General features: G+C 66.8%; 22 protein-coding genes and 3 pseudogenes. 12 read left to right on the forward strand and 13 right to left on the reverse strand.

Features of this window, described 5'->3' with window-relative positions:
* Positions 1-564: 564 nt before the first annotated feature.
* Together nusG and FG154_RS14255 are read right to left on the reverse strand one after the other, a co-directional pair.
* Complete coding sequence (gene nusG, locus FG154_RS14250) at positions 565-1,089, reverse strand: transcription termination/antitermination protein NusG (protein ID WP_145109262.1); 525 nt, start codon at positions 1,087-1,089, stop codon at positions 565-567.
* On the reverse strand, positions 1,086-2,273 hold the full coding sequence (locus FG154_RS14255) for an MraY family glycosyltransferase (protein WP_145109265.1): 1,188 nt from the start codon (positions 2,271-2,273) through the stop codon (positions 1,086-1,088). The genes nusG and FG154_RS14255 overlap by 4 nt, the downstream gene beginning before the upstream one ends.
* 616 nt (positions 2,274-2,889) lie before the next feature.
* On the opposite strand from FG154_RS14255, the gene FG154_RS14260 reads away from it, so the two are divergent.
* From FG154_RS14260 to FG154_RS14285, 6 genes are all read left to right on the forward strand, one after another.
* Entirely contained in the window at positions 2,890-3,960 is a 1,071-nt protein-coding gene (locus FG154_RS14260) for a polysaccharide biosynthesis/export family protein (protein ID WP_145109268.1), read from the forward strand.
* Between the two features lie 3 nt (positions 3,961-3,963).
* Positions 3,964-4,413 carry an arsenate reductase/protein-tyrosine-phosphatase family protein gene (locus tag FG154_RS14265; protein ID WP_145109271.1) on the forward strand — a complete coding sequence of 150 codons (450 nt, stop codon included), beginning with the start codon at positions 3,964-3,966 and terminating at the stop codon, positions 4,411-4,413.
* A complete protein-coding gene (locus tag FG154_RS14270) occupies positions 4,410-6,602 on the forward strand; it encodes a polysaccharide biosynthesis tyrosine autokinase (RefSeq protein ID WP_145109274.1) in 2,193 nt (730 codons plus the stop codon). Before FG154_RS14265 ends, FG154_RS14270 begins: the two co-directional genes overlap by 4 nt.
* Before the next feature lie 319 nt (positions 6,603-6,921).
* A complete protein-coding gene (locus FG154_RS14275; RefSeq protein WP_145109277.1) occupies positions 6,922-7,815 on the forward strand; it encodes a UTP--glucose-1-phosphate uridylyltransferase in 894 nt (297 codons plus the stop codon).
* A gap of 130 nt (positions 7,816-7,945) precedes the next feature.
* Positions 7,946-9,340 carry a UDP-glucose dehydrogenase family protein gene (locus FG154_RS14280; protein WP_145109281.1) on the forward strand — a complete coding sequence of 465 codons (1,395 nt, stop codon included), beginning with the start codon at positions 7,946-7,948 and terminating at the stop codon, positions 9,338-9,340.
* A gap of 81 nt (positions 9,341-9,421) precedes the next feature.
* Positions 9,422-10,426 carry an NAD-dependent epimerase/dehydratase family protein gene (locus FG154_RS14285; protein ID WP_145109284.1) on the forward strand — a complete coding sequence of 335 codons (1,005 nt, stop codon included), beginning with the start codon at positions 9,422-9,424 and terminating at the stop codon, positions 10,424-10,426.
* 9 nt (positions 10,427-10,435) lie between these two features.
* Here the strand turns inward: FG154_RS14285 and FG154_RS14290 are convergent.
* Positions 10,436-10,714: pseudogene (locus FG154_RS14290) on the reverse strand (transposase); the annotation flags it as partial.
* A gap of 1 nt (position 10,715) precedes the next feature.
* Positions 10,716-10,981: pseudogene (locus FG154_RS21840) on the reverse strand (glycine betaine ABC transporter substrate-binding protein); the annotation flags it as partial.
* A 202-nt stretch (positions 10,982-11,183) separates the two neighbouring features.
* Here FG154_RS21840 and FG154_RS14300 point away from each other — a divergent pair.
* On the forward strand, positions 11,184-11,627 hold the full coding sequence (locus FG154_RS14300; RefSeq protein WP_145109287.1) for a ferritin-like domain-containing protein: 444 nt from the start codon (positions 11,184-11,186) through the stop codon (positions 11,625-11,627).
* A 687-nt stretch (positions 11,628-12,314) separates the two neighbouring features.
* On the opposite strand, the gene FG154_RS14310 is transcribed toward FG154_RS14300, so the two are convergent.
* A complete protein-coding gene (locus FG154_RS14310; protein ID WP_186312379.1) occupies positions 12,315-12,479 on the reverse strand; it encodes a helix-turn-helix domain-containing protein in 165 nt (54 codons plus the stop codon).
* Positions 12,480-12,610: 131 nt separating this feature from the next.
* On the opposite strand from FG154_RS14310, the gene FG154_RS14315 reads away from it, so the two are divergent.
* Both FG154_RS14315 and FG154_RS14320 read left to right on the forward strand, forming a co-directional pair.
* Positions 12,611-12,790 carry a hypothetical protein gene (locus FG154_RS14315; RefSeq protein ID WP_145109290.1) on the forward strand — a complete coding sequence of 60 codons (180 nt, stop codon included), beginning with the start codon at positions 12,611-12,613 and terminating at the stop codon, positions 12,788-12,790.
* Positions 12,787-13,074, forward strand: a complete 288-nt coding sequence (locus tag FG154_RS14320) for a type II toxin-antitoxin system RelE/ParE family toxin (RefSeq protein WP_145109293.1) — start codon at positions 12,787-12,789, stop codon at positions 13,072-13,074. The genes FG154_RS14315 and FG154_RS14320 overlap by 4 nt, the downstream gene beginning before the upstream one ends.
* A 741-nt stretch (positions 13,075-13,815) precedes the next feature.
* Here FG154_RS14320 and FG154_RS14325 read toward each other — a convergent pair.
* Positions 13,816-14,037, reverse strand: coding sequence for a helix-turn-helix domain-containing protein (locus FG154_RS14325; RefSeq protein ID WP_246100295.1), 222 nt, complete (start codon positions 14,035-14,037; stop codon positions 13,816-13,818).
* A 282-nt stretch (positions 14,038-14,319) separates the two neighbouring features.
* A pseudogene (locus FG154_RS14330) lies at positions 14,320-14,537 on the reverse strand (transposase); the annotation flags it as partial.
* 156 nt (positions 14,538-14,693) lie between these two features.
* Here FG154_RS14330 and FG154_RS14335 point away from each other — a divergent pair.
* Complete coding sequence (locus tag FG154_RS14335) at positions 14,694-15,239, forward strand: YajG family lipoprotein (RefSeq protein ID WP_145109296.1); 546 nt, start codon at positions 14,694-14,696, stop codon at positions 15,237-15,239.
* A gap of 276 nt (positions 15,240-15,515) precedes the next feature.
* Here the strand turns inward: FG154_RS14335 and FG154_RS14340 are convergent, their stop codons facing one another.
* The 6 genes from FG154_RS14340 to FG154_RS14365 form a co-directional block, all read right to left on the reverse strand.
* Positions 15,516-19,994: a RecQ family ATP-dependent DNA helicase gene (locus FG154_RS14340; protein WP_145109299.1), complete on the reverse strand. Its 4,479-nt coding sequence runs from the start codon at positions 19,992-19,994 to the stop codon at positions 15,516-15,518.
* Positions 19,995-20,126: 132 nt separating this feature from the next.
* Positions 20,127-20,486 (reverse strand): hypothetical protein, encoded by a 360-nt coding sequence (locus FG154_RS14345; protein WP_145109302.1) that lies wholly within the window; start codon positions 20,484-20,486, stop codon positions 20,127-20,129.
* 470 nt (positions 20,487-20,956) lie between these two features.
* Positions 20,957-21,106: an H-NS histone family protein gene (locus FG154_RS21450; RefSeq protein ID WP_246100297.1), complete on the reverse strand. Its 150-nt coding sequence runs from the start codon at positions 21,104-21,106 to the stop codon at positions 20,957-20,959.
* 233 nt (positions 21,107-21,339) lie between these two features.
* Complete coding sequence (locus FG154_RS14355; protein WP_244908357.1) at positions 21,340-21,735, reverse strand: hypothetical protein; 396 nt, start codon at positions 21,733-21,735, stop codon at positions 21,340-21,342.
* A gap of 201 nt (positions 21,736-21,936) precedes the next feature.
* Positions 21,937-22,953, reverse strand: a complete 1,017-nt coding sequence (locus tag FG154_RS14360; RefSeq protein WP_145109305.1) for a stealth family protein — start codon at positions 22,951-22,953, stop codon at positions 21,937-21,939.
* A 383-nt stretch (positions 22,954-23,336) separates the two neighbouring features.
* A complete protein-coding gene (locus tag FG154_RS14365) occupies positions 23,337-23,564 on the reverse strand; it encodes a hypothetical protein (protein WP_181318548.1) in 228 nt (75 codons plus the stop codon).
* 76 nt (positions 23,565-23,640) lie between these two features.
* Here FG154_RS14365 and FG154_RS14370 point away from each other — a divergent pair, with 76 nt between their 5' ends.
* Positions 23,641-23,931: a helix-turn-helix domain-containing protein gene (locus FG154_RS14370; RefSeq protein ID WP_011910940.1), complete on the forward strand. Its 291-nt coding sequence runs from the start codon at positions 23,641-23,643 to the stop codon at positions 23,929-23,931.
* The gene (locus FG154_RS14375) at positions 23,928-24,596 is read left to right on the forward strand and encodes a cupredoxin domain-containing protein (RefSeq protein WP_246100299.1); all 669 of its coding nucleotides are present in this window, start codon (positions 23,928-23,930) and stop codon (positions 24,594-24,596) included. Before FG154_RS14370 ends, FG154_RS14375 begins: the two co-directional genes overlap by 4 nt.
* Positions 24,597-24,608 lie beyond the last annotated feature (12 nt).

Raw genomic sequence — 24,608 nt, forward strand, 5'->3', positions numbered from 1 at the left:
GAAGGTGCCCGCCTCGCAAGGCCCCCGGCGGATACTTGTGGGTAACTTCAAGCCGCCGAGGGCCGCCTGCCGGGGCTTGGTTTCATGACTTACGTCATGACGTATGTCATCCACGGGACAATGCCGCTGCGCTCCAGCACCTCCGGGAGCAGAACCGCGCAGGGTCTCTCGTCAATCGATCGGCACGGCAAACGCTGCGCAGAGAGCGGTTGAACCCGGTCGTTGCCGGCGATAGCGTTTCACCCATGCGTGCGTCGGAAGCTGCTCGAGGTTAGTATCTAGCAGCTTGAATCTACAACGCAGGCGCACGAAACCGCATTCGGCCCAGTTCCGTGGGGTCACTTCTCATTGGACATTCCGGCCTACCCGGGTCAGCTCTCAGCGGAAATCAACAGCTGCTACCACAACATCCGCAAGATCCTCGCACATCTGAGGGCTCTTCTTGCTTCCGTCATCACCCTTCGTCCTAGCGGTGATCAGGCATCAGCAGTTTCAGCGGCACAGCCTCGCAGCCGCCGGATCGGGTTGTTCAGGCTGAACCATTTATCATCCGGGATCGAACGCCTATCCTGCTTTCTGGAGTGCCGAGATCTGGATCTGGGTTTTTGCTTGTCCCCCGAGGATATCGAGGAGGATCCAGACACGTTTGTCGGGCTCGATCTGCTCGACGGTTGCGATGTAGTCGGCGAAGGGGCCGGAGATGATCCGGACGCGGTCGCCGAGGTTGAGCTGCTCGGGTGGGAGGAGTGTTCCGTCGTTTGCGCATCTCTGGCGCAGGCCTGCGATGAGCGCGTGCGGGACGGGGCTGGGGATGTTTCCGAAGGTGACGAGACGTGCAACCCCATAGGTTGCGTTGATGGCGCGCCACTGGGGGAATTCAGGATTGAAGCGGACGAAGACGTAACCTGGGAAGAGCTGCTGGACGACCTGGCGGAAGCGGGTTCCGAATTTCTTCGTCTGGTTCTGCGTCGGGGAGAAGACGGAGAAGTCCTGTCTCAGCAGGTTTCGTTCGGCGATGCGGAAGGCGTTCGGCTTGGTCTGGACGAGGTACCAGGGGGCCGTGTCGGGGAGGTTCTGGTGGCAGGTCACGCGCGATCTCCGGCTTCATCGAGATCGGACACGCCGCGGGCCTCTTGCGTGGGCGAGGTTGTCCAGGCAGCGCTGGCTGCCCGGATGCGTGCCCTGAGCGACGGAAGGTACCTTCCGCGACGGGCGGCGAGGGTCATTCCGGTCATGTAGGTAGCGATGAAGAGGGCTCCAAGAACTGCGAGAGTTGCGAAGGCGATGAGGGGCTGGTTCCAGAGCAGGACGCCCGCGGTGATGGGGGCTGCGATCATGGGCAGCAGGATGAGGGTTGTGAGGGGGTTTGCGACGCGCCGCGCCTGACGTCCGAGGATGAGGATCTCGAGGGCGCGCATCACGAGCTGGTGGAAGTGCAGCCGATCGGGTTCATCGGAGGGGCGCCCGGCGGTGCGTCGGCGCCAGATGGCGAGGAGCGTGTCGGCGACGGGCCAGAAGAAGATGAGCAGGACGGCCCAGGGGGTCAGTTCGTCGATCCGCGAGATCGACAGGATCCCCACCCATGCCAGCAGGTGGCCGAGGGAATAGGCACCTGCGTCACCGAGGAAGATCCGGGCCTGGGGGTAGTTGAAGATCAGGAATCCCACCAGGGCGGAGACGAGCAGGAGCGCCATCCAGACGAGGCCCGGGTCTTCGGCCAGCAGGGCGACGGCTGCGAGGCCGAGGGCGGTCGCAACGCCTGTGAAGCCGGACAGACCGTTCATTCCGTCAATGAGGTTGAAGGCGTTGCAGACGCCCATGACGGAGAAGATGCTGAAGGGGATGGCGACGATCGACCAGGTCATGATGAGGTCGAGACCCGGGATGTCGAGGCGGGTGAGCCAAATCTGCAGGGTGGCGATTGCCACCACGCTGGAGAGGGCTGCGGCGGCGAGGCGCCCTGCTGGCGGGATGCGGAGGCCGAGGTCTTCGGCGAGGCCAGCCAAGGCTACGGGGGCTGCGGAAGCGAGGATGATGGACCACAGGTGGGCCGTATCCTGTGATGCCAGGAGCGCCCCGGCGGTCAAGCCTGCGAGGACAGCCAATCCTCCGAGGCGGGGTGTGGGGGTGCAGTGGCTGGCTTGAACGGCGCGGAGATCGTTGCGCCGCAGGACGAGGGAGATGTGATGGTCCCGGGTCCACGCGAGGAGTGCGGCGGAGAGGAGAGATACGGAGAATGCCGTGATGATGGGAATCCATTCACCGGATGTCATATGGCTTCTCCCCAATATCTTAAATTTGGATCTTGATACGGGGGGTGCCGCACATTCTCAAATGGACGCCAAAGTTTCCGGAAATGTCTTTGGTGCGATCGGTTTCATGACTGTTCGGGTCATTGTTAATCTTACGTCTACTCTCTTCCGGTGATCCCGGTTGCGCTGACTGCATCGGGTCCGCGGCGAAGGGACAGCCAGAAACCTGCGATATGATCGAACGGTTTCGCCCATCCGTAAGGATGTGCCGCGGCCGGCGCAGGCTTCGCCGCAGGCCGGCAACCCTCTCCTGCGACGGTTTTGCGGACCGATTTCTGGTCCTGGAGCCTTCGACCATGCAGGATACTCCGCGGTCTCTGCCTCTTGCTTGCACGCCTCCCGTACTTTTCTCGTAGGTATTGGTTTTTTAATACCTGCGATATTTGCCCTGACCGTCCGGCTGGATTTCTGTTGGGGTTGCTTTGTGCTTTTAGCGGTTGCGGGGCTACACGCGTTGCGGGTGAATTTGGATCCGGATGCGCTTCCCCCGGGCACCGGCTTTTCACGGTGTCATTTCTGGTGTCAGTCGCCGGGCTCTTCAGGGAGGCAGCGGCGGTGAGGGAGACGGGTTTCGCCGATGCTGCATCGACTGACGGTTGTTCTTGTGGGGAGCCTGCCGGTTCTGGCGGGCTGTTCGGAGGGCCATGTGCGCTTTCCGGTGACGGAGAGCGCGCAGAAGGCGCTTCCGGAGAACGTGCATGTGATCCGGCTGGATGCGGAGAACATCCGCAGCTTCGAGGTGCCGGCGGAACCGCACCAGGCGACGCGGCTGCCGGCCGGAGGGGGATGGGACTACCGGATCGGGGTGGGGGACATCCTGGGGATCACGGTGTTCGACCATCCGGAACTGCTGCTGCCGGGGGGCGAGAAGACCGCCGGGGAGAGCGGGTTCCGGGTTCAGGCGGACGGGACGGTGGCCTTTCCCTATGTGGGGGCGGTGCGGGCGAAGGGCCGGGCGCCGGAGGAGGTGCGCGCGGAGTTGCAGACGCGGCTTGCGGCCTTCGTTCCGGACCCGCAGGTGGATGTGCGGGTGACAGCCTTCAACTCGCAGGCGGTGAGCGTGACGGGGGAGGTGAGGAGCCCGAACCGCCAGCCGCTGACGACGGTCGAGCTGACGCTTCTCGATGCCATCAACGCGGCGGGGGGGCTGACGGAGACGGCGGACGCGCGCCGGGTGACGGTCCGGCGCGGCACGAGCTCCTACAGGGTGGATCTCGAGGGGTTCCTGAACGCGGGGCTCGGGAGCAACAACCCGGTGCTGCGGCCGGGCGACATCGTCACGGTGGCGCGCCGGCAGGCGCGCGAGGCCTATCTTCTGGGCGAGATCGTGAAGCCCGCGGCGGTGGATCTCTCGGTCGAGCCTCTGACGCTGACCCAGGCGCTGAGCCGGCAGGGCGGCATTCTCGAGCGGCGGGCGGATGCGCGGGGGGTTTTCGTGTTTCGCGCGAACGGCGGGCCAGGGATGAAGGTGTTCCAACTTGATGCGCGGTCGCCCACGGCGCTTCTCCTGGGGACACGGTTCCTGCTGCAGCCGGGGGATGTGGTCTATGTGACGCGCGCGCCGCTCAGCCGCTGGAACGATACGATCAGCGACCTGCTGCCCTCGGTGGGGATCACCAGCAGCCTTGATCGGCTGGGGACGAACTGACCGGTGGAGGTTCAGTCCATCCTCGTGGTCTGCGTCGGCAACATCTGCCGCTCGCCCACCGGCGAGCGGCTGCTGCGGGCGCGGCTGCCCGGGCTTCGGATCGAGTCCGCGGGGCTGGCCGCGCTGGTGGGAAGTGCCGCGGACGGGCGTTCGGCGGCGGTGGCCGAGGCGCAGGGGGTTTCGCTTGCGGGCCATGTGGCGCGGCAGTTCACGCCGGCGATGGGGACGGGGTTCGATCTCATTCTCGTCATGGAGACGGCGCATCGGGCTCGGATCGCCCGGATGGCGCCGCAGCTTCTGGGGCGGACGATGCTCTTTGACCACTGGACGGGAAGTCGAGGGATCCCCGATCCCTACGGCCGCCTGGCCGAGATGTACGAGAGCACATTTTCACGATTGTCCGCGGCGGCCGATGCCTGGTCGGTCCGGCTGCGCAAGAGGGTTGACGGATGACGGACACGTCCCGGCCGGCACAGGCCGCCGAAGAGGACGAGATCGATCTCGGACTGCTCATGGCCCAGCTCTGGGCCGGAAGGAACTGGATCGCGGGCTTCATGACCGGAACGGCGGCCCTTGCGCTGGCCTATCTCGTCAACACGCCCCCCACCTACCGCGCGGATGCGCTGCTGCAGCTCGAGGCCAAGAGCGGCTCGATGGCACTGCCGCAGGCCCTGTCCGCCATGGCGGAGATCGAGCCGCAGAGCGCGACCGAGGTCGAGATCCTGCGCTCGCGCTTCGTGCTGGGCGAAGCGGTGGCAGGCACCCATCTCGACTGGCGCGCCGCCCCGGTCCGGCTGCCGCTCCTTGGCCAGGCCGTGGCCTCGGGACGGCTGCCGCTGCCCGATCTCGATGTCCTGACCGCTTATGACCGGGGCGACGCCCGGATCCGGCTCGACATGCTCGAGGTGCCGCCCGAGTGGATCGGGGAGGAGATCCGGGTGACGGCGGGGGAAGGGGGGCGCTTCACGCTCCGGCTGCCGGACGAAAGCCTCGCCGAGGGCGCGGTGGGCGTGCCGCTCTCGCTGCCCGGGCAGGGGTTCGGCCTGCGGATCGGGGCGCTCGAGGGCCCCCCGGGGCGCGCGTTCGTGATCCTGCAGCGCGACGAAACCCAGGCCATCCAGTCGCTGCGGGAGAGGGTCTCGGTCGCCGAGCGCGGGCGGGGCTCGTCCATCCTCGAGGTGAGCCTGACGGGAGAAGATCCGGCCGAGCTGCAGCGCACGCTGGGCGCGATCACCGAGGCCTATCTGCGCCAGAACATGAGCCGCAGCGCCGCGGAGGCGCAGAGCAGCCTCGATTTCATCGAGCGCCAGCTGCCCGAGGCGCGCGCGGCGGTCACAAAGGCCGAGGAGCGGCTGAACGCCTACCGCCAAGCCCAGCAGGCGATCGACCTCGGCTTCGAGGGCCAGAGCCTCCTGACCCAGATCGCCGCCGCCGAGGCCGAGCTGCGCCAGCTTGCCGCCGAGGAGGAGGATCTCGCCGAGCGCTACACGCAGCAGCACCCGGTCTATCAGAAACTTCTCTCCGCCCGGGCGCGGCTCGAGGAGCGGCTGGCGGCGCTGCGCCGCGAGACGACCGAGCTGCCCGAGACCCAGCGCGAGGTCTTCAACCTGACGCGCGATCTGGAAGTGGCCCAGCAGGTCTATCTGCAGCTTCTGAACCGGGCGCAGGAGCTGAGCGTGCTGAAGGCCAGCACGCTCGGGAACGTGCGCATCATCGACAGCGCCCGCACCGAGCCCCTGCCGATCGCGCCGCGGCGGGGCAGGGTTCTGGCCTTCGCCCTTCTGCTGGGCGCGCTCGGCGGGGCGGGTTTCGTTCTCGGGCGGCACTGGCTGCGCCGGGGGGTGCGGGGCGCCGAGGAGATCGACCGGATGGGGTTGCCGGTCTTTGCCACCGTGCTCTATGCCCCCGCGGTGGCGGGCAACCGTCGGCGGAAGGGCGCCCTGCCGATCCTGGCCCTGACCGAGCCCGATGCGGTGGCCGTCGAGGGTATCCGGTCGCTCCGGACGAGCCTGCATTTCGGGATGCTGGACGCGCAGAGCCGCTCGATCGCCTTCACCTCCTCGGCGCCCGAGGCGGGCAAGTCCTTCCTCGCGGTCAATCTCGCGGTGGTGGCGGCCGATGCGGGCCAACGGGTCTGCCTCGTCGATGCCGACCTGCGCCGCGGCCGGATCCGGCAGTATTTCAGGGTGGGGAAGGGAGAGCCCGGGCTTTCGGACTATCTCGCCGGCGAGGCGGCGCTCGAGGATCTTCTGCGACCCACGCCGATCCCGGGACTCCGGGTGATGACCACGGGCCGCTATCCGCCCAACCCGTCCGAGCTCCTGATGCGGCCGGCCCTGTCCGAGCTCGTGGCGGAGCTCGACCGCCGCTTCGATCTGACGATCTTCGACGCGCCGCCCGCGCTCGCCGTCACCGATCCCGTGGTGATCGGGCGCGCGGTGGGGGCGACCATCGCCGTCGTGCGCCACGATATCACCACGACGGGTGAGGTCGAGGCGCTGATGCGCCAGCTCCAGAGCGCGGGCGTGAAGCCCGCGGGCGCGGTGCTCAACGCCTACAAGCCCGAAGCCGGCCGCGGACCCTACGGCTACGGATACGGCTATGGCTACCAGTACAGCTACCGGCCGCAGGCCAGGGACTGATCCGCAGATCCGGGTCCGGAACAGCCGGGACCGGAGGACCCATCGGGAAAGTGAGGAACCATGATCACGCAGATCCTGCTCTGCGGCGGCTCGGGCACCCGGCTCTGTCGAGGCCGGAGCTCCCGGGGCGGCGGGGGATCTTTTGGCCCGTGGTCTTGCGGCGCTCACGGGCAGTCTTGGGGAGATCGCTCCGACATGACCTGCGGCCGCTCCCCGGGGACCTGCCATTCCGGTGCCGCGCGGCTTTCGGCCGCTCTCTCGCCTGATCCTGGGCGCGAGGGGCGGCGAGAGCTTCTTTTCTCATCCTCAAGGATACTTCATGCAACGCAAGGTCACAAAGGCGATCCTTCCGGTCGCGGGTCTTGGAACACGCTTTCTTCCCGCCACCAAGTCGATCCCGAAGGAGATCCTGACGCTCGTCGACCGCCCGCTGATCCAGTACGCGATGGACGAGGCGCGGGCGGCTGGCATCGAGCAGTTCATCTTTGTCACCTCGCGGGGCAAATCGGCGCTGGAGGATTATTTCGACGAGGCGCCCGAGCTCGAGGAAGCGCTGCGCCGGTCGGGCAAGACGGCCCTTCTCGAGGCGTTGGCCGCGACCGACGTGGACTCGGGAGCGATCGCCTATGTGCGGCAGCACCGGCCGCTGGGCCTCGGCCATGCGGTGCGCTGCGCGCGCCATCTGGTGGGGGACGAGCCCTTCGCGGTGATCCTGACCGATGACGTGATCGCGGGCGATCCGCCCTGCCTTCAGCAGATGATCGAGGCGCACGCCGAGACCGGCGGGAGCATGGTGGCGGCGACGGAAGTGCCGCGTGCGGCGACCTCCTCCTATGGCATTCTCGACATTGCCGGGGAGACGGGACCGCTCGTCCGGCTGCAGGGTCTGGTGGAGAAGCCGAAGTCCGAGGCCGCGCCTTCGACGCTCGCGGTGATCGGGCGCTATATCCTGGCCCCGCGGGTGATGGAGCATCTCGACCGTCAGACGCCGGGGGCGGGTGGGGAGATCCAGCTGACGGACGCGATCGCGGAGGAGATCCGGGCCGGCGGTCAGGTCTTCGGGTTCCGCTTCCGCGGCCGCCGGTATGATTGCGGCTCGAAGGCGGGGTTCCTGCAGGCGACGGTGGCCTTCGGGCTCGCGCGCCCGGATCTGGGCGAGGAGTTCCATGCCTTCCTCGAGGAGGAGGTCGGTTTCCGCAGGGCCGCCGAATAATGGCGCGAATCTGCGTCCTTGCAGACCGGCGGTTCATGGAGAGGCGGGGACCCCGTGACCTGATTGCCTCTTGCCTGCGCCGCCCGGATCTTCGGGCGGCGCTCCTTCCCTTTTGCAGAGGTTCAACGACATGAAGATCGCGATGATCGGCACGGGCTATGTGGGCCTTGTATCCGGTGTCTGCTTCTCGGACTTCGGACATGAGGTCGTCTGCGTCGACAAGGACCCGGCAAAGATCGCCAGGCTGAAGGACGGCAAGGTGCCGATCTTCGAGCCCGGGCTCGAGGCGCTGATGGCGCGCAACGTGGCGGCGGGGCGGCTGTCCTTCACGCTCGATCTGGCCGAGGCGATGCGCGGCGCCGAGGCGGTGTTCATCGCCGTGGGCACGCCGACGCGGCGCGGCGACGGGCATGCCGACCTCACCTATGTCATGGCCGCGGCCGAAGAGATCGCCCACACGCTCGAGCATTACGCGGTGGTCGTGACCAAATCGACCGTGCCGATCGGCACCAACCGCAAGGTGGCCGAGGTGATCCGGGCGGCCAATCCGGCCGCCGATTTCGACGTGGCCTCGAACCCCGAATTCCTGCGCGAAGGGGCCGCCATCGACGATTTCATGCGCCCCGACCGCGTGGTGGTGGGGCTGGAGTCCGAGCGCGCCCGGAAGATCATGGCCGACATCTACCGCCCGCTCTTCCTGCGCGACTTTCCGGTGGTCTTTACCGGCCTCGAGAGCGCCGAGATGATCAAATACGCCGCGAACGCCTTCCTCGCGACCAAGATCACCTTCATCAACGAGATCGCCGCGCTGTGCGAGCGGGTGGGGGCCGACATCAAGGCCGTCTCGAAGGGGATGGGCCTCGACGGGCGGATCGGCAACAAGTTCCTCCATGCCGGACCGGGCTATGGCGGCTCGTGCTTTCCCAAGGACACCAGGGCGCTCGCCCGGATGGGGCAGGAGCATGCCTCGCCGATCCAGATCGTCGAGACCGTCATCAAGGTCAATGACGAGATCAAGCGCCGGATGATCGAGAAGATCGAGGATCTCTGCGAAGGCTCGTGCCGCGACAAGGTGATCACGGTGCTGGGCGTGACCTTCAAGCCCAACACCGACGACATGCGCGACGCGCCCTCGCTGACCATCGTCCCGGCCCTGGTCGGCGCGGGGGCGAAGGTGCGGGTGGTCGATCCCGAGGGGCGGCGCGAGGGCGAGCATCTCCTGCCGGGCGTGCGCTGGATGGAGGATGCCTATGCCGCGGCCGAGGGGGCGGAGGCGCTGGTGATCCTGACCGAGTGGAACGAGTTCCGCGCCCTTGATCTGCAGCGCCTGGCAGGGTTGATGGCGGTACCGCGGCTTGCGGATCTGCGCAATGTCTACGAGCCGGAGGCGGTGCGCGCGGCGGGCTTCATGGCCTGCGAGGCGGTGGGCCGGCGGCTGGACGGGCTGCCGGGCCGGGGTCAGGACCAGGGAACGGATCGTGGTGCGGCGCAAGCTTCCGGGGAGCATGCGCGGGAGACGGCCTGACGGCAGCCCGGCGCGCCGAATGAAGAACCGCCCGGCCTTTGCGGGCCGGGCACCACCCAGCGAACCCAGGAGGGGCTTTTCGTGAGGCGCATCCTCGTCACCGGCACGGCCGGCTTCATCGGCTTCCATCTTGCGCGGCTGCTGCTCGCCGAGGGCTTCCGCGTCCACGGCTACGACGGGATGACCGACTATTACGACGTGACCCTCAAGCGCCGTCGCCATGCGATGCTGCTGCAGGACCCGAACTTCTCGGCCACGGAGGGTCTGCTCGAGGATCAGGCGCTGTTCGACCGGGTGGCCGATGAGTTCGCCCCCGAGGTGATCGTCCATCTCGCGGCCCAGGCCGGCGTGCGCTATTCGGTCGAGAACCCGCGGGCCTATCTCGATGCCAACGTGATCGGAACCTTCAGCGTGATGGAGGCGGCGCGGCGGCTGAAGGTGGCCCACCTGATGATGGCCTCGACCTCGTCGGTCTATGGCGCCAACGAGGAGATGCCCTTCCGCGAGACCGACAAGGCCGACCACCAGCTCACCATCTATGCCGCCACCAAGAAGGCGAACGAAAGCATGGGCCACGCCTGGGCCCATGTGCATGGCGTGCCGGTCACCCTGTTCCGCTTCTTCACGGTCTATGGCCCCTGGGGGCGGCCCGACCTCGCGCTGTTCAAGTTCGTCGACGCGATCCTCGACGGCCGGCCGATCGACATCTACAACCACGGCGAGATGTGGCGCGACTTCACCTATGTGGACGATCTCGTCCGCGCGATCCGCCTCCTGATCGAGGCCGTGCCCGGAGGCCCCGAGACGGCGGTCGAGGGCGACAGCCTCTCGCCCGCGGCCCCCTTCCGCATCGTCAACATCGGCAATTCCGACAAGGTGCGGCTGCTGGATTTCATCGAGGCCATCGAGGAGAGCCTCGGCCGCCGCGCGATCCGCAACCTCCTGCCGATGCAGGTGGGCGACGTGCCCGCGACCTGGGCCGATGCGGGGCTTCTCCAGCGCCTCACCGGCTACCGCCCGCAGACGGACATCCGCGACGGCATCGCGCGCTTCGTCGCCTGGTATCGCGACTATTCGGGGAAGTAGCGGTTGCCTGGCCTCATGACACTTGCGGGTATCGAAGGCGCTATCGGCAGTGACGCTGGCGATCTGCTTTTCGGGCGGGATCTGGTCCAGCGGCTCGGGCAGCATGGGCGCGTCGCTGGTGGTGAACCCCGCGGCCCGGATTTCGAGGGATTTCTTGTCGATCCCGATGTGGATCTTGCGCCAGACCCTGCGTTTGGCGCCGCCACGGGCGTTCCACTCGCCTTCGCCCTCGATTTTGATGCCGGTGCTGTCGATCAGCAGGTGCAGCGGCCCTTCTGAGCCGCGAAACTTCCTCGAGGATGGGCGCCGCGATCACCAGCCGGCCCCCTCCACGGCGGCGTCGAGCAGGGCGCGTTCACCCACATCTCGCGTGAGGGTCGGCATCGTGTCGCCGGGGACCAGCTCCACGTCGCAGCCAAAGGCTTCCTCGAGGATGATCCGGTCCACCTGCGCCGCCACCCCGGCCGAGGCCCAGTTCATCTCGGCGATGCTGATCCGGCCGCACGTCTCCTGCGCCCAAGCCGGAGCGGCGAGGGCAGCAAGCGACGAGGCAAGCCCTTGCCGGCCGCTGCTTCAGAACGTCGCCGCGGATCGCGCCGAACGGCAACCCCTCGGGGCCGCTGCCAGCCGTCCAGGCACCATCACCGGCAGTTCTCCCCCCGTGCGGGCGGAACGACCCCGCGGCGATCGGGGCACGGGATGGGGAACATTCAACTCCACGCCCGGCTGAGCGCAGTCTGTAGCCAAGGAGAAGATAATGGTCACCACAGTCGGCACTGAAACCTCGATCGAGAAGCTTGTCGAAAACCTGATCCTGCTTGAACATGATGCGATCGCCGCCTATGACGCCGTCATCGAGCGGCTCGAGAATCCGGACTTCGTGGCCCAGATCAGCGCCTTCCGTGAGGACCACGAGGCTCATCTCAGCGGGCTGAGGGAGTGCGCGGCCGAGATCGGTCTCGTACCTCCGACCGAGGGCGACGCCAAGGAGTTCCTGACCACCGGCAAGGTCAAGCTCGCCTCGCTGATGGGGGATGGTGCCATCCTCAAGGCGATGAGCACGAACGAGACCGACACGGTCACCGCCTATTCGAACGCGGTCGAAAACCCGCAGTCCTCGGCCAAGCTGATGCCGCTGGTGGAGCGGGCGCTGGCGGACGAGCAGCGCCACAAGGACTGGATGGATCGGACCGCCGCCTGATCCGAGGGAAAGCCCCGGCGCGTGCCGGGGCGCCCGGATGACCGGGCGAGAAGAGGCCATAAGGGTCGGCATTCGACGGTCCGCCCGAGATGCAACAGCGCCCCGCGGATCTCGTCGGGCGCGAAGCCGAGCGCGTGCAGGGTGCGCGCCGCCCCGCCGAGCAGGTGTTCAGTCTCATGTTGGGCGGCTGCAAGGCACCCCATCAGCGTGCGGTCGTTGATCGGGCGACCCTGCGTGGTCCCCATCGCCTGCCGCACTTCGCCAAGATAGCATCCGGCCTCTTCGCGCATCCGGTCGAGAACGGTGCGCAGCGTCGGCCCGCGTCTCGCGCCGCAGATGCTGTCCGTCCCGCCGCGTCACGTCCGGCGTCTTTCCGGTCAGGACCGGCAGCAGGAGTGCGGCCGCACCTGTCAGAAGCAGCCCGCCGACGCCTGCCCACCCGAGACCGCCCCGCCATCCCTCAGCCCCATCCCGCCAGAAGGAACCGGACGGGGCGGCGCTTGGGCGCGCGGGCAACGGGGGAAGGCTCAAGGTCACGCCCCTCTCTTGAGTCTTGGGCCAGAACCAGCGCTGCGGGTATCGGTTCCACTTCGGTCCAAAGCCCGGCCGAGGATGACCAGAGGACGGGCCACCTGCCCGATCATCCTCGCTAAAACTGGGGTCTTCATCGCGCTTGACTCGTGAATTTCACAATCCTAACTCACCCAAATCTCCCGACTTCAGAAGCTTGGTCAGGTGCGGCCTCGAGACGTTCAGCATGTCGGCCGCCTGCTGGGTCGTGAGCATCGTGCCCACGGGCACCAGCGTGACCATGTTGCCGCTCGCGACATGGCCGAGGAGTTCGATGATCAACTCGCCAAGGCCCGTGGTTCATCGATGGGAAAGCGGACGGCTTTCGTGACGGCTGCGACCTTTCTGCTCAGGGAGACTGCGGCTTGCCCGGAAACCGGAAAAAGCCTACCTTGGCCGAAGGAGACACCATCATGCGCATCGAGGCCCAGACCGAGGTGGATCGCTGGCTGAAGCCAGGCCTGCCCGAAGACCAGCCTGAACCGGGCTACGAGGAATGGCTCGCCGCCGAGATCGCGGCCGGGATTGCCGAACTCGACGCCGGGAAGGGCATTCCGGCTGAAGAGGTCTGGAAGGAACTCGGCCTCGAATGAGGCTGTTCTTCTCACCCCGCGCGGCCCGCCGTCTGCGGGAGATCCAGGCCTACCTCGCCTTCGCCGCCAGCCTGAACACCGCGCTCCGCGTGGTTCTGCGCATTCGCCAGAGCGCCGAGATGCTTACGGACTTTCCCCGCCTCGGCGTGGAGTGGGAGGGTGGGCCAACACGCACTCTGCGCGTCTCCGGTCTGCCCTACAGCATCCACTACCGGCTTCACGCCGAGGCGGTCGAGATCATCACCATCCACCACCACCGTCAGAAGCCCCCGCGCTTCGGCTGAGCGGCTTCTTTGCTGTTTCCATCCCTCGGCGGCTGACAACGCCGGAGGCGCCTGTCTGAGAGGCCTTGGAACGACGGTTTCGATCCCCCCAAGCGTTGTCTCAAAGGCAAGATTGGCCGCAGTGCGGCCAATCAAAGGAGCTTTTTCAACATTTACCGTCAGGGGCTGGGCAGGAGGGCAGCCGCCCGATCTCGATCAAAGCCACGCGCTGAGCAATTTGCAGGCGCACGAAAGGGCGCAACCTTGGGTCCTGACGTGCGGGCCGACATGCACGCGATGACGAGGGCACTCGGCAGCGGCGCGCCACCCCATCTTCTGCTGCCAGTCTTGCGGGTTTGATCACGCCTGGGGCTGAAGGCCACGGCGCAACTGCAATCACCGACCAGCATCACATCCTCCCTCGTCCGTAAACAGGCGGAAGCTTCAGCGGAGGCGTTTCAGCAACCGCGCCCGCGTGTCGCCGGGCAGGTCGCCGATCACGGCCTCCAGAAGATCAAGAAGCCGGTCCTCGGCGCCGCCGTTCGCCTCCGCCTCCGCCTCCATCGGCACAGCAGTCGAGCAGGATCGTGACGGTCTGGAACATCCGTCCCTCCCGATGAGGCCTCGTTGGTGCCGGAAGCCGCGGCTGAACTCAAGCGCGCGGCCTTGCTTACGCGTGTCCGTCGTGCCGCCAGTGCGGAGAAGGCCGGTCGGGAACGGCGGGAACTGTCCCGCCTGGCCGGCTGGTTCAGCGATCTGGCATCAGGCGGTAGAGTGGCGGCCACGCCGCGCAAAGAGCTTCCGCCAGCCTGCGACCGTCTCATCGGGAAGATAGAGAAGACCTGCGACATCCTCGACGGGCAGGCCCTCGGAGAGAAGCAGCAGGGCATTGGCCATGCGGGCCTGGACGACTTCCGGTGTCCGGGCATCGAGCGCCTTCTTCAGCTTGTCGCGGTCATCGTCGGAGAGAAACATCTCGGTCATCATACAGTCACCCTGGCCCGGAAAGGGCGCGCTTTGGCACAGAGTCCTGGTGTCTTCAAGCCGCGCGGCACAGCCTTCGCACGGGATGCCCATGCCACGCCAAACGGCACCTCAGCCACTCGAGTTTCTCGGTTCGCCCGGCGCTGCCGGATCGCGTCCAACGCCGGACTGGAGGAGCCTGCCCGACGAGACGCAGGCGACGCTGACCGGGCTGATGGTCCCCCCGAGCCTCGACCACGCCGGCGGCGCCGACGGGCAGCCTGCAAACGAGCGCCCGGGACAAGTGGCTTGACGAATGCCGTGTCCGAGTTCGAGGATGCAGTTCTCCATCTGGCTGACGATCTTGTTGCTGGTGACGCTATCGTCTTCCGCCACGGCGACACCCCTTTCGAGCATGAGCCGCAGCCAAGATACAACAGGTTCGGCACCACGCCATTGCGGCGTGCCACAATTGAAATGCTGGCCCGGTCGTCCAGCGGCGCCGTCTCTATCTCAGACATAAGCCTATGCTCAGGCGTATGCCTAAGCCTTCATTGTTATGCCCAAGTGTCCGGTCGAAAGGGGGGCCAGTTCCCTTTCGCCCGAGCTTGCGTCACACTGCCGTGATCATTACGACCTGTGGCTACGCACCTGACCCCTTCTCTTAAGGACTAAGCATGAGACTTTCTTTTAGGATGGCGTTGCTGGCGGTTCCGATGCTGGTGCTCGCTGGCTGCGACACGTCCGTTACACCCGCTTATCAGACAAGCCCCCAGAACACGATCACGCTGCAACCGGTTGCTGCCACTGGGAAGCGAGCCAAGGTTCTGCAGTTCCTCGTAGCGGAGGGAGTTAACACCCAGCCGACATGTCGGCTCGCCGGTCCGATTGACGTCGGCGGTGGGCAAACGGCTGCGCAGGCCCTTCAAGAGGCCATGACCGCAGAGTTCTTGGCCGCTGGCTTCTACAGCGACCGCGGGACACCGCTGACCGTCACGCTTACCAATATGAAAGTGGACACGTTCAGCGGATATTGGGATCTGGCAGCCGTCGTACAGTCCCCCAAGCTTCCGGCAGGATACACCGTTACAACCCGCTACGAATACAAGACGAGTTTTTCTGCGTATTCGGCATGCCCCAATGCGGCGCTGGCGTTCAACCGCGCTGCATCCGCATTCATCAATCAGATCGTGACGAACCCCAGTTTCCGGTCGGCAATCTGATGCATGCAGGCAGCGCGCTTTGTTCTCTGTTCTTTGAAGCGTGCGGCTTCTCAGCTTTCGGAGAATGAATCCTTGCTACGTGCGTTCGCCTGCCTTTCGCTTCAATGAGCTTCAGCTGCGCCGCATCGAGAGCCTCGCGGCGGCGCAATCTGCGCATTGCGCCGTCCACCATGGGACCCAGCGAACGGCGGCTATCGCCGGTTTCTGCGGATACGATGCCGCAAGCTCACAGGCCGCCTCCCCGCCCTTGGGCACGCTGTGCCGTCCGTCTGACGTTCAGCCCGACCATCGGCTGAATGGATCGAGTTCTGGCAGAACGACGTCCCACTCGTCCCGCCGGATCAGGTGCCGGTACGCGTCGTCGCCGTCGTCCCGCCGCCATTGGAGCACGACCGCGATTTCGCCACCGATGACCTCCGCGTCTTCGGGCGGCGCGAACGCCTTTGCCATGCGACCGAGAACACGTTCCCGGCCATCCAGGATCAGCCAGCGGTCGCCGTGGCGCGACAGGGTGACGGGATCGCCCACCGCCGCCTCGGCGATGGCCGCGAGCGATGGGTCTGCGTCCCTCAGGCGACCGGCGAAGGAGAGATCAACGAGCCTGGGATCGGGCGCGATGATCCGGCGCCGGGCGTCCGGGAGCGAGGTGGGGTCCGGAGATACCTCGCGCGGCAGCACCGCACCGCCCACGGATCGCAGGAATGGATGACGCCCCTGCGCCAGCACGGTGAGGCTCGAGCGCGCCCGGGTCATCGCGACGTAGAACAGCCGCCGCGGCGCATCGGCATCTTCACCGCGCGAGGGACGGTCCCAGCCGCCGTCCAGGATCGCCACATGGTCGAATTCCAGCCCCTTGGCGCGGTGGGCGGTGAGGAGCAGGAGGCCGCGTTGCTCGGCGCGCGCCTCGCGCGCCCATTCGCCGAACCACTGGACGAGATCGGGCACCGGCGCGGCCTTCTCCACCAGCTCGCGCGCGAGGGTTCCGATGCCCTCGCCGATCAGGTCGGTCCAGCGGTTCTGCGGCAGGCCGTTCAGAATTCCGACGAGGTCGGCAATGGTCAGAAGCCGCGCGCGGTCGCGCAGCATCTCGCGCAGGAAGGCCTGCATCTCGCGCATGCGCCAGAGGCTGGGCATGGTCTCGCTTGCCAGCTCCACCGGAATGCCAAGCTGTTCGGCATAGGTGCGCGCCGGCTCCAGCCGCCGCCATTCCCGCGCGATGACGGCGGCGCGGCGCCACGACCAGTCCGGGTCGAGACGCGAGAGCCGCAGAAGCTCGTCGACCGCCGCCACCGCCTGCATCCCGTCCCCCGGCGGGCAGGCCAGCAGCGTGACCCGGCCCTGCGCCACCGGATCCAGCGCCGCCATGACCCCGCCCGGCGCCTCCCCGGCGCGGGCGCGGTTGACGGCGATGTCGTGGCCCGCCTTCATCCGCCCCGCGGCCGGGGCGATCACGGCGTTGGCGGCCGCGATGATGTGGCCGGTCGAGCGGTAGTTTTCGGTCAGGTAGACGGGCCTTGCCGCGTAATCCGCCTCGAACCGGCGGATGAAGTCGATCGAGGCACCGGCGAAGGCGTAGATGTTCTGGTCGTCGTCGCCCACCGCGAAGAGGCTGAGGCGCAGTTCGCGGTCCTCGAGGGTTCGCCCCGCCACGGCGGCGATCAGGGCATATTCCTCGGGGCCGATGTCCTGGTACTCGTCGACAAGGATCCAGCGGTAGCCTTGGATCAGCGTCTCTCGCAAGGCCTCGGCCTCGGCCTTCGGGAGCCCGTCGCCGCGCAGGAGCGCCACCGCCTGCATCACGATGCCGTCGAAGTCGCGGGGCCCGTCGCGGTCACCGGCGAAGCTTGCCCCGACCAGCCGCATCGCCAGCGCGTGGCAGGTCGAGACGGTGATGCCCGCGGCCTCGTCCCCGATCAGCCGCCGCAGACGCTCGCGCACCTCGGCCGCCGCGTGGCGGTTGTAGGTCAGGACCAGAATGCCCCGCGGGTCCTCGCGCTTCACGCGGACAAGGTAGGCGATGCGATGGACCAGCACGCGGGTCTTGCCCGAGCCGGGGCCGGCCAGGACCAGCACGTTGGTATGCTCGCGGTCGTCGCGGACGATCTCTGCCTGTACCGGGTTCTCCAGCGCCTCGACGATCGCCTTCCACGAGGCGCCGGTGGTCTGGCGGCGGATCTCGACGCCCTTGCCCGGCAGCAGGGGCTCGGGCTCGCGCGTGCCCGCGTCAGGTGCCGCTTCGCGCATCAGGGCGATGAGGTCGGTTTCCAGCCGCGCCGCCAGCTCCAGCCGCTTCAGCGAGGCGTCCTCGACGCCCACGTGAATGAAGATCGTGATGGCGGTGTCGTTGCTGGCGATCCCCAGCACCTCGAGGTCGCTCAGTGCCTTGCGCAGTGCCGGGCCGGTAAGGCCGCAGGCGCCGGTCAGGTCGTCGGTCGAGATGCCGGTGTCGGCGGGCGCGGTCATCACGTGGCGCACGAGGTCGAGGAGCTGGGTCCGCCGCGTTCCGGTGACCTGCGCCTTGTCGAGGATCCCGGCCGCTTCCTCCAGCGTGCGGATGCGGAGCGACGAGGGGAAGACCTGCACCCGGTTCTCCTCGCGGCTGAGAAGCGTCGCCTCCTCCAGCCAGGCCACGGCGGTCTTCACCCGGGTGTCGTCGGTGGCACGGTCGCGCTCGAACTCCTGGTCCTTCTCCTCGCGCACGATCTCGCCGGGGGTCGCCACCACCTCGCCGTTCTTCTTCATCCGGGTCTCGAGACGGCGGAGCGCCTTCAGGATCGCCCCGATCTCGTGCCGGGCGAGGCGTGAGCGGGCGGAGAGGCCGAACTGCCGCTCCACATCCTCGGCCGCGAACAGCAGCACACAGCGCGCCGGCTGACGGTCGCGCCCGGCCCGTCCCGCCTCCTGCAGGTAGTTCTCCAGCGAGCCCGGGATGTCGCCATGCACCACGAGGCGAATGTCGGGCTTGTCGATCCCCATGCCGAAGGCGTTGGTCGCGGCGATCACGCGCAACTCGCCCACGCGGAAGCGCTCCTGGATCTCGCGCTTCTCCTCGGGCGGCAACCCGGCGTGGAAGCGCTCCGCCGCCAGCCCTTGCGCCTTCAGGAACTGCGCCACGCGCTCGGTGGCCGACCGCGTGGCGCAATAGACCACCGCGCCCGAGGCGCCCTCGGCCGGCAGGTCCGCCTCGATCGCGTCGAGGATGTCGGCGAGCTTCGTCTGGCGCTGGGTGGGAAGGATGGAGAAGCTGAGGTTCGTGCGCACCGCGCCGCCGTCGAGAAGCTGCAGCTCCTGCCCCACGCGGCTCTGGAAATGCTCGCGGATGTCGCGCACGACCTCGGGTTTCGCGGTCGCGGTCAGGCAGAGCACCGGCGCCGGCGGCTCATCGCCCGAGAACTCCCTGATGAAGCGGCTGACGTAGCGGTAGTCCGGCCGGAAGTCGTGGCCCCATTTCGAGATGCAATGCGCCTCGTCCAGCACCCACAGCCCGACCTCGCGCTGCCGCAGCGCCGAGCGGACCGAAACCGAACGCAACTGTTCCGGCGCGATCAGCAGGATGGCCGCGTCGCCCATCCGCACCCGCTCCAGCGCGTGGTGGCGCTCGGGCAGCGAGAGCATGCCGTTCACCGTCACCGCCGAGGAGATCCCGGCCCGCGCCAGCCCCTGCACCTGGTCGGCCATCAGCGCCACCAGCGGCGAGATCACCACGGTCAGCGCGCCGGTCTTGTCGAACTTCGACAGCGCCGGGATCTGATAGCAGACCGACTTGCCGGTTCCCGTGGGCAGGATGCCGAGGACGCTCTTTCCCGCCATCGCCTCCGCCACGATGCGTTCCTGCAGGGGGCGGCCCATCTCGTCCACCGGTTCGGGACGGAAGGCGGGAAAGCCGAACCAGCGCTCCAATGCCCGCTTCGGGTCGTTGTTTTCGGCGCACCAGGCGCAGTCGGGGCTGCCGCAGGCCGTGTCGCGCAGATGCCGCACGATCAGCGAGGCCTCGCGAAACTGCGTCCGCACCCAGGGCGGCATGACCGAGTCCCCGCCGGCCACCGAGATCCAGGACAGCGCGTAGGCCATCGGCCAGCCGAGCTGCGGGTTCGAGATCCGGCTCAGCGTCTGCTCGATGCGATGCGCGCAGGCCCGCCCCGCCAGAAGCCGCCGGATCGCCGCCCCCGCCTCGGGCGCCGACGGCGCCGGGGCGCCGCGGATCGCCCGGAACAGCGCGTCGAACCCCGCCGACGTCTCGCCCCGCGTCGTGAGGAAGTGGTGGACGAGCAGCGCATCGGGATCGTCCCGCTGCAAATGCCCGAAGGCCGCGATGTGGTTCTCCAGCACCTCGAACACCAGGCGGGCGTCGAGTTCCGGGTCGTTCACATGCCCGGCCTGAAGCCGCCCATCGTGATAGTGCTTCACGAGGTGGTGGTAGGGGTTGCGGGGAAAGGCCAGCGGGTTGAGCCAGAGCGTGTCGATGACGCTCCGGCCCATCGCCGTGAGACGCGGACGCTGCGCCACCAGATGCGGCAGGTCATGACGCAGGATGTTGTGACCGATGAGGTGATCGGCGCCCTCGCAGAACGCCTCCAGCCGGACGAGCGCAGGACCGAAATCGCCTCCACTGTGGCGGCAAACCTCGCCGTCCCCCGTCCGGACTGCCGCGAAGGCGAAGAGCCGCGCCGTCCTGGGATCGACTTCCAGATCGAGCGATACGCAGTTTCCCAAGAGGGCGCCCACTGAGGCTCCCGTCTCACGCTGCCGGTTCATGTCAGCACCGCAACCAGCCGCCACGACCGGGACCTTCCCACGCCGCGACCCGCTGGTCCACCCCAGGCGCCAGGCGCCGGCCCCCGTCCTCCCGCGCGTCCCGGGCGACGGACGTTTCGGATGACCCGGGAATCAGCCGGGCTTTTCACATTCGGCGTTTCCGTATTTTGCGATGCAGGCCTGCTGTGTGCATTGCCGGATCTGCAGGTCTCTCAGCGGTTCGTTTCGATCCACGGTCCGAACGGCGGGAACGGTGTAATATTCGGTGCGCATCACCTGATGGCAGGTGACGGTATAGCCGACGCCGGTGCAGGTCGTCGTTCCGGTCGGCACCTGGCGCGACTGGACCTGATTGTACATTTCCTGCTCGTGGCGAGGCGGGATCCTTGTCATCCAGTCCACTGTGCAGCTGTCTTTCTCCGCCCGGAACTCCGGTGTTCCGCAACTGCCCAGCAGGAAGCCCAGGGCCGACAGCAGCACGGTTCTTGTCATCGTCCTCTTCCATCCTGGCCAGTGGTCCCCGGTGGTAGGGCGGCTTATCCTGGCTGTCCAGACAAGCGGGCGGTGTCAGCCGCGTAGCGGAAAAAGTGACGCAAGCCGGTCCCGGCCGCTTTCGTACGGCAATGGGGCATGAAGGCTGCTGCCATGAGCCCGCCCGCAACAGGCGGCGAGGCCAGGGAACCGGTCACCAGGCACTCCCTGATCCATGGCATTCACATGCGTCGCGTCAGCATTCCGTCGAGGGACCGCGAAGGGCGCAGGCCGTTCTTGTCGGGCGGGGTGCGCGCAGACCAGCACGACAGGCCGCAGGTCCATGGCCGGACGCCGCGCCGTTTGCTCGCCTCTCCTTCGGGTTCGAATGCCGACCCGGCTGGCGCCTCCATCGGGCACCTGCCCTTTGCGCCCCCACAACCGACGGGGGCCTGCCGGGATCCCTGCACCGGCCGGCGCGCCCGCGTTCGTCAGATCAGCAAGTCCTCGGGTGTCCGGCCGGCGGCCATCGCCTTTTCGAACCAGCGGGGCTTGCGGCCGCGGCCGCACCAGATCTGGTTGGCATTGGCCGGATTGGGGTAACGAAGCTCCCAGGGCGTCAGTTCGCTCGTTCCGGTCAACTCCTTCAGGGTGAGCCCAGCTCGCGGGCCCGCCTGACCAGCTCGGCCAGCGCCTGCGCCTTGCGCTGCCTCTCAAGGGTGGCGATGGCCGCGGCGACATCGGCTTGCAGCGCTTCGAGCTCCTCGCGGGAGAGGGTTGCGAAATCGATGACCGCCGTATCCTCCTCCGGAACCGGGCCTTGTCCGGTCGGCGCCGCCTGACGCGGTCTGACCCGCGGATGCGCCGCCCTCTCTCATCCGTTCCCTCCCGACGAGATCATGCGGACGAGTTCGCGGGTTGCGGGCGTCGAGCCGGTCAGACGGGCGATGTTGTTCAGCAGTTCGAGCGCCGCCGCCCGCTCCTCGGCCGTCATCGGGGGCAGGCTCCCCAGGGCGATCACCCGCTCGGCGTAGGCGTTGAGGATGGTGGCCACCAGCGAGAGGGCCTCGGGGCTTCCGGGTTCGGCAGACGCCAGGGCCGCGGCCAGTTCGGGATCACCCAGCTGGACCGCAACGGCGGCCATGTCCGCGATCGTCGGCGCAAAGACATCCGGAAGCACCTCGGGGAGCGGTTCGACCACTGTCCGCCCGGCCCAGCCCGTTGCCGGAAGCGCGGCGATGAGGATCGCGGCTGCGGTCCGTTTCAGCATGTCATCCTCCCATTCCGAAGGCATTCCTGAGGGCGAAGGACAGCGAGCGCGTGGCGCGCCGGCTGTCCTCCTCGTCGAAGATGTCGTTGCTGCGATCAAAGCTGTGGCCGAACTTGAGCGACAGGAAGCCTGACTCCCGAAATTCCTGTCCTCGACGGAGGTGCGGGAGACTTCAGGCGAGGACGCATGCAGGCTCCGACATCAGGCCACTGCCTGATCGTCCTTGTCGACCTGCGACCTCGCGTCGGCAGGCAGATGGCTCGCGAATTTCGCCCGCATGATCCTCATGAACTTCGCGCGCCACTTCGGCTCAAATTCGTCCAGGCTCTGCACACAACCGTACGCTATATCGGGGTCGAAAAGTTGCGCCAGCAGATCCCTGTTCACGGTTTGCGGCCGAAGATAGGCGCAGCCAAGGGGGCTGCGCACCACCGCATTTCCGGAAGCGATTTCCAGATGATTTGCGAGGCCAACGGGCAAGAACTGGTCAATGCTGCGAAACTTGTGTTGCAGCTGGCGAGCCAGGACGTCGGGATTTTGCGCGAAGAATTCACAAAACGTACGGCGTCTGATGATGTGAGGGTGGTGGCCAATCTCCAGATACTGGCTCAGTCCTGCCAGCTTTGCGGCATGCATTTGCGCCGTCTTGAAGTGTGCAGCTATCCGGCGGTTTCTCAAGATCTTGCAGCGCAAGTTTCTCAGCCGGTACTTTGCTTCCAGCGGCCAGATGGGGCGCATTTTGCCACGAAGGACAATCTTCCCGTCCGCGCCGATCAAGTCGGATCTCGCGATGGGGGCGTTCAGAAAGACGTCGTCGTTGAAGTACAGGAAATACTCGGACAGATTCGGAATTGCCCATAGCATCGTCTCGATGGTAAGGGAATTGAACGTTGGCAGAGCTTCGGGAATGCCCTGGAAAATCTTGGTATGATCAACCACGACGATCCGATCTTCGGAGCATAGTCCTGACGCCGGGAAGCTGGACAGGCCTTCAGGCACCTGGGAGGCTGTGACCACATAGATCCTGTTTATGAAGGGTGCGTACTTGAGGATCGAGGCAATGCAGTAGTAGATCTCGCCCAGGTTGCTGAACCGGGTTTCATACGTGCCGTTGCTGTTGTTGGCCCATCCCTGCTCCTGCATTGCAGCCAACCTTGCCGCTCTATGCTCGGGATCCGCACCATCGACCCAGGTGATAACTGCATCAATCTTCGTCATTGGAATCGCCGTTCAGAAATTCAGCTCTCTTGTCTACGGTGCTGCGACGCGGATTTCAATTTTTTGATAGCGAAGCGACATACTGTCGCCATGCACGGTGGCGACCGGCCCAAAGTGACGCATTGCCATGGGGTTGAGCGCCTTTACAAGGCAGGTCATGATCTTGAAAGCGCTGTTCGCAATACCATTGCTTCTTCTTCTCAACAGCGCTGCAGCTGTTTGTTCGGCCCGGCCAAAACAGCTTCATCGTCTTCGGGGGACCATGGACGATTGGACGGACAGGTTGGAAGACTACTGGCTTAGCCCGGAGAAATAGCAGTCAGCGCCTCCTTTCGGCAACTCGCCTGATCATCCGCGCACGGCTGTCGCGAGCCCCCGGCGAGCTAGCGTCGCCGTGCCTCCACGTCGAGCGACAATCGCACGTCGGGATCGGACTTCGAGATCCGGCCATAATCGTGGAGCCGGCGGCGTGCCATCTCCATGGCGTCCCCCGGCCGGCCGGCCAGCGCGAAATCGGTCCAGAGCGTGCAGCCGAAAATCCGGGTTTTGCCGTGGCGCAGCTCGCCCTTCTGCCCCCAGATCTTCCCGAATAGGGGATTTACCGAATACAACAAAATTCTTGTGTTGCACCCAAGGCAACCATATATTTTACCGTAAAAGGTAACGCGATGTGTGAGGCGCGGGGACATGACGTCCAAACCCGAGGCGCAGATTTTGACCGAAGTCGGTCAGCGGATCCGTGTGCGGCGTGCGGCGGAGGGGCTCAATCTGGGGCAACTCGCCCGCCTGACCGGGATCAGCGGCCCAGCCCTGTCACTCATCGAGACGGGCAAGCGGGACGCCCGCCTGACGACCCTTGCCCGCATCGCCGCCGCCTTGCGCGTCCCGCTGGAGGCCCTGTTGGCGGATGGGACGCGGGAGCGGGAGACTGCCCGCCCGCCCGTCGGTGAGGGATACGATCTCAAGGACTTCCTGTGACACGGCGGGTCCCGGTCTGGTTCGAGAGGCTCCATCTGGCGGATATCGAGGTCGCAGCCGATGGCGCACTCTCGTTGCGCTATGCGCCGATCCAGATGAAGGAAGACCAGATGAAACTGCTGACGATGGCTTTCGTGGTCGCCGTTTCCGCCGGAGCCGCGCAGGCGGACGGGACGCACATGCCGGATCACGACGCGGCCCCGGGCGGGACGGGCCAGATGGAGCACATGGGGGACATGGACCACATGGGCGGCACGGGTGCCGCATCCGGACACGGGGTGATGGCGATCGGCGCCCCGGCCCGCGCGGAGGAGGCTGCGCGGACCGTGACGGTCGCGATGCGCGAGACGGAGGACGGGCGGATGGTCTTCGATCCGCCCGTCCTCGACATCGCCGCGGGCGAGACCGTGCGTCTCGCGATCCGCAACGAGGGCGAGCAGGAGCACGAATTCGTCATGGATGCCCCGGACGAGATCCAGGAGCACAAGGCCATGATGGCCGAGATGCCCGACATGGTGCATCGCGATGCGAATGCGCTGCGGCTCGGGCCGGGCGAGAGCGGAGAGATCGTCTGGACCTTCGGCGCCCCCGGCAGCTACGAATTCGCCTGCCTGATCCCCGGCCATTACGAGGGCGGGATGCACGGGCCCCTCGTCGTCAGATAGGGCCGGCCGCAG

It is taken from the genome of Cereibacter sediminicola (assembly GCF_007668225.1).
GTDB lineage: Bacteria > Pseudomonadota > Alphaproteobacteria > Rhodobacterales > Rhodobacteraceae > Cereibacter_A > Cereibacter_A azotoformans.